Consider the following 3,736-nt stretch of genomic DNA (forward strand, 5'->3'; position numbering starts at 1 on the left):
GGTTTTTTTAAAAACAAGATCAAAAAGATCGCAGCGTGCCGCAGCTCCTACATCGATATCGCGTCGTGCTGGATTGATGAGGACGGCAGGCGAATACACCGCCATTCGCCGGATCGATGCGGCAAATCTTGCGTGGGGGACTTGCACGATCGGTATTATGGTATACCATCAGACGCACAGACACTTTCAATCCCCAACGGAGCAGCTCATGAGTTTCGAAATTCGCAAGATCGTCAGCTATGTCGAAGAAACCTTCATCGAAGGCGGCAAGGCCACGGACAAGCCAGTGACTATGGTTGGCCTGGCCGTAGTGATGAAGAACCCGTGGGTCGGCAACGGCTTCGTCGAAGATCTGAAACCGCAAATCCGCGCCAACTGCTCCGACCTCGGCGCCATGATGGTCGAGCGTCTGGTGGGCATCATCGGTGGCGCCGAGAAGATCGAGGCTTACGGCAAAGCGGCAGTGGTCGGCGCTGACGGCGAAATCGAACACGCCTCGGCCGTGATCCACACCCTGCGCTTCGGCAACCACTACCGCGAAGCGGTCAAGGCCAAGAGCTACCTGAGCTTCACCAACAAGCGCGGCGGCCCGGGCACGTCGATCCAGATTCCGATGATGCACAAGGACGACGAAGGTCTGCGCTCGCATTACATCACCCTGGAAATGCAGATCGAAGACGCGCCGCGTGCCGACGAAATCGTCGTGGTGCTCGGTTGCGCCGACGGTGGTCGACTGCACCCGCGCATCGGCAACCGCTACATCGATCTGGAAGAACTGGCCGCCGAAAAAGCCCAGTAATCACAATAAAAAAGGCATTGCAGGAGCGCTCCATGATTCGGCTCACCGCTGAACTCACCCCGGCTGGCACCAGTTACCTGGCGACCGGCCAAGGCCAGCCCGTGGTCTTGATCCACGGCGTGGGCCTGAATAAAGAAATGTGGGGCGGCCAGATCGTTGGCCTGTCTGCCCAATACCAGGTGATCGCCTACGACATGCTCGGCCACGGCGCCAGCCCGCGCCCGGCCAGCGGCACCGGCCTGCTCGGTTATGCCGATCAGTTGCTGGAGCTGCTCGATCACCTGAATCTGCCCCAGGCAGCGGTGATCGGTTTCTCCATGGGCGGCCTGGTGGCGCGGGCGTTTGCCCTGCATTACCCCGAGCGCCTGCAAAGCCTGGTGGTGCTCAACAGCGTGTTCAACCGCAGCGAGGAACAACGTGCCGGGGTCATCGCCCGTACCGCGCAGGCCGCCGAACACGGGCCGGACGCCAATGCCGAAGCGGCGCTGTCGCGCTGGTTCAGCCGCGAATATCAGGCGGCGAACCCGGCGCAGATTGCGGCCATTCGTCAGACCCTGGCCGGCAACGACCCGCAGGGCTACCTGACCACCTACGAATTGTTCGCCACTCAGGACATGTACCGCGCCGACGACCTCGGCAGCATCCAGGCACCGACGCTGATCGCCACCGGCGAACTTGACCCCGGTTCCACCCCGGAAATGGCCGAGCAACTGGCCCGGCGCATCCCCGGTGCGAAGGTTGCGGTACTGCCCGAGCAACGGCATATGATGCCGGTAGAGTCGCCGCGCCTGGTCAACCAGACGCTGCTGCAATTTCTCGACTACGCACACGCCCGACAAAACCCTATAAAGGGGATCGTTGCATGACACTCCAACGCTTCCAGATGTGCATCGGCGGAGAATGGGTCGACGCCCTCTCCGGCAAGACTTTCGAAAGCCTCAACCCGGCCAGCGCGCAAGCCTGGGCCGAACTGCCTGACGCCGATGAAGCCGATGTCGAACGCGCCGTGCAAGCGGCGCAGACTGCCTTCGACAGCCCGGCCTGGCGCGGCCTCACCGCCACCGCGCGCGGCAAACTGCTGCGGCGTCTCGGTGACCTGATCGCGGAAAACAAGGAACAACTGGCGCAGCTGGAAAGCCGCGACAACGGCAAGCTGATCCGCGAAACCCGTGGTCAGGTCGGTTACCTGCCGGAGTTTTTCCATTACACCGCAGGCCTGGCCGACAAGCTCGAAGGCGGCACCCTGCCGCTGGACAAGCCCGACCTGTTTGCCTACACCGTGCACGAAGCGATGGGCGTGGTCGCCGCGATCATTCCGTGGAACAGCCCGCTGTACCTGACCGCGATCAAACTGGCGCCGGCCCTCGCCGCCGGCAACACGATTGTGATCAAGCCGTCCGAACATGCGTCGGCAACCATCCTTGAGCTGGCGCGTCTGGCCCTCGAAGCCGGGATTCCACCGGGCGTGGTCAACGTTGTCACCGGTTACGGCCCGAGCACCGGCGCCGCCCTCACCCGCCATCCGCTGATCCGCAAGATCGCCTTCACCGGCGGCGCGGCCACGGCCCGGCATGTGGTGCGCAGCAGCGCCGAGAACTTCGCCAAGCTGTCGCTGGAACTGGGCGGCAAGTCGCCGAACATCATCTTCGCCGACGCCGACCTGGACAGCGCGATCAACGGTGCCATCGCCGGGATCTACGCCGCCTCGGGCCAGAGCTGCGTGTCCGGTTCGCGCCTGCTGGTACAGGACGAAATCTACGACGAATTCGTCAGCCGACTGGTGGAACGCGCCCGTCGCATCCGCATCGGCAACCCGCAGGACGACCACAGTGAAATGGGTCCGATGGCCACCGCGCAGCAATTGGCGGTGGTCGAAGGTCTGGTGGCGGATGCCATCGCTGAAGGCGCGCGGTTGCGCACCGGCGGCAAGCGTCCGGCCGACCTCGGTGACGGCTGGTTCTACGAGCCGACGCTGTTCGAGTGCGACCGCAACTCGATGAAGATCATGCAGGAAGAAGTCTTCGGCCCGGTGGCTTCGGTGATTCGCTTCAAAGATGAAGCCGAAGCGCTGGCGATTGCCAACGACTCGCAGTTTGGCCTTGCCGCCGGCATCTGGACCCGAGATCTGGGCCGCGCCCATCGTCTGGCCCGGGACGTGCGCTCAGGGATCATATGGGTCAACACCTACCGCGCGGTATCGGCAATGGCGCCAATTGGCGGTTTCAAGAACAGTGGCTATGGACGCGAAAGCGGCATCGATTCGGTGCTGGCCTACACCGAACTGAAAACGGTGTGGATCAACCTCTCTCAGGCACCGATGCCTGATCCGTTTGTGATGCGCTAGGAGTCCTGCGACATGATCGAACCCGGCATTTACAAAGACGTCATGAGCTCATTTCCGTCCGGGGTCACGGTGGTCACCACCCTCGACCCGGACGGCGCTATCGTCGGCATCACTGCCAGCGCCTTCAGCGCGCTGTCGATTGACCCGGCGCTGGTACTGTTCTGCCCCAACTACGCCTCCGACACCTACCCGGTGCTGCGCGACAGCCAGAAATTCGCGATCCATTTGCTGTCCGCCGAGCAGACCGCCGAGGCCTACGCCTTCGCCGGCAAAGGCAAAGGACAAAGCCAAAGGCATCGAGTGGCACTTGAGCGAACTGGGTAACCCGATCCTCGCCAAGGCCACGGCGATCATCGAGTGCGAGTTGTGGCGTGAATACGACGGTGGTGATCACGCGATCATTGTCGGCGCGGTGAAGAACCTGATCCTGCCCGAGCAACCGGTGACGCCGATGATTTATCACAAGGGCAAGCTCGGGCCGTTGCCGACCCTGGCCTGATGGATAAACACAATCCCTGTAGGAGCTGCCGCAGGCTGCGATCTTTTGACTTTGATTTTTAAGAGCAAGATCAAAAGATCGCAGCCTTCGGCAG

Annotated in this window: 3 protein-coding genes and 1 pseudogene; all 4 read left to right on the forward strand. The window is 62.3% G+C overall.

From position 1 onward, the window contains the following. Window positions 1-208: 208 nt before the first annotated feature. The 4 genes and pseudogenes from HT737_RS03875 to HT737_RS03890 all read left to right on the forward strand — a co-directional run bounded on the left by HT737_RS03875 (window position 209) and on the right by HT737_RS03890 (window position 3,642). Window positions 209-799: an amino acid synthesis family protein gene (locus HT737_RS03875; RefSeq protein ID WP_007968626.1), complete on the forward strand. Its 591-nt coding sequence runs from the start codon at window positions 209-211 to the stop codon at window positions 797-799. Window positions 800-831: 32 nt separating this feature from the next. Then, window positions 832-1,665, forward strand: a complete 834-nt coding sequence (locus HT737_RS03880; RefSeq protein WP_095666804.1) for an alpha/beta fold hydrolase — start codon at window positions 832-834, stop codon at window positions 1,663-1,665. Continuing rightward, window positions 1,662-3,143 carry an aldehyde dehydrogenase gene (locus tag HT737_RS03885; protein WP_182401505.1) on the forward strand — a complete coding sequence of 494 codons (1,482 nt, stop codon included), beginning with the start codon at window positions 1,662-1,664 and terminating at the stop codon, window positions 3,141-3,143. The genes HT737_RS03880 and HT737_RS03885 overlap by 4 nt, the downstream gene beginning before the upstream one ends. A gap of 12 nt (window positions 3,144-3,155) precedes the next feature. Next, window positions 3,156-3,642 (forward strand): annotated as a pseudogene (locus tag HT737_RS03890) (flavin reductase family protein). Window positions 3,643-3,736: the final 94 nt, after the last annotated feature.

This window comes from Pseudomonas sp. MD195_PC81_125, from assembly GCF_014060985.1.
In the GTDB taxonomy this organism is placed as follows: Bacteria; Pseudomonadota; Gammaproteobacteria; order Pseudomonadales; family Pseudomonadaceae; genus Aquipseudomonas; species Aquipseudomonas parakoreensis.

Coding starts and splice junctions, on each gene's coding strand:
- HT737_RS03875 (WP_007968626.1), top strand. CDS start 209: ATGAGTTTCGAAATTCGCAAGATCGTCAGCTATGTCGAAGAAACCTTC.
- HT737_RS03880 (WP_095666804.1), top strand. CDS start 832: ATGATTCGGCTCACCGCTGAACTCACCCCGGCTGGCACCAGTTACCTG.
- HT737_RS03885 (WP_182401505.1), top strand. CDS start 1,662: ATGACACTCCAACGCTTCCAGATGTGCATCGGCGGAGAATGGGTCGAC.